The organism is Pantoea sp. BAV 3049, assembly GCF_009765445.1.
Lineage (GTDB): Bacteria > Pseudomonadota > Gammaproteobacteria > Enterobacterales > Enterobacteriaceae > Erwinia.
In genome coordinates, this window is record NZ_WHOY01000017.1 from 1 (window position 1) to 554 (window position 554).

1 protein-coding gene is annotated in these 554 nt (G+C 50.2%); it reads left to right on the top strand.

Annotated elements, in window-relative coordinates; genetic code table 11:
- Positions 1-106: 106 nt before the first annotated feature.
- Positions 107-554 (top strand): DUF4158 domain-containing protein (locus GSQ70_RS00640; protein ID WP_158780480.1); only part of this gene is annotated, 448 nt, incomplete at its 3' end.

A 554-nucleotide genomic window follows, 5' to 3' on the forward strand; every position in this document is an offset into this window, starting at 1 on the left:
GGCCTAGTGGGAGCGAAGCTGCAAAATGCGACATCTGACTTTTTTGAACTGTATCTGAGTAAAAATCACTCACCTGTGAAATGGTTTCCATAGCGATCACCCATTGATGATTCAGGGAGTTGGGATGTTACAGGAGAAGGCTTTTAATGACGGGGACGAGTGGTGTTTGCTTGCTGATGAGCTTTCCCTGCTACCGGGGATGACCGATACGGGGCGTCTGGGATTTGCCCTTCAACTAAAATTCCGACAGGTTCATGGCCATTATCCCGACTCTGTACACGATTTCCCTTCCGGTATTGTGCATACCATCGCTGGGCAGATCGGATGTGCTTCCGTATCCCCTGAAAACTATCCGTTTCAGGGACGGCAGGCTCAGCGGCACCGACAAAATATTCGTCGCTATCTGGGTGTCAGACTCCCCAGTAAAGCTGATATCGCACGACTCAGTGCCTGGTTAACCGAATTTATCCTCCCGTTAAATCCGCAGGCTATACAGGGGTCTGATGCTCAGTGGAACGAAAACTCACGTTTAGAGATTTTGTCAGGCCGGGCCT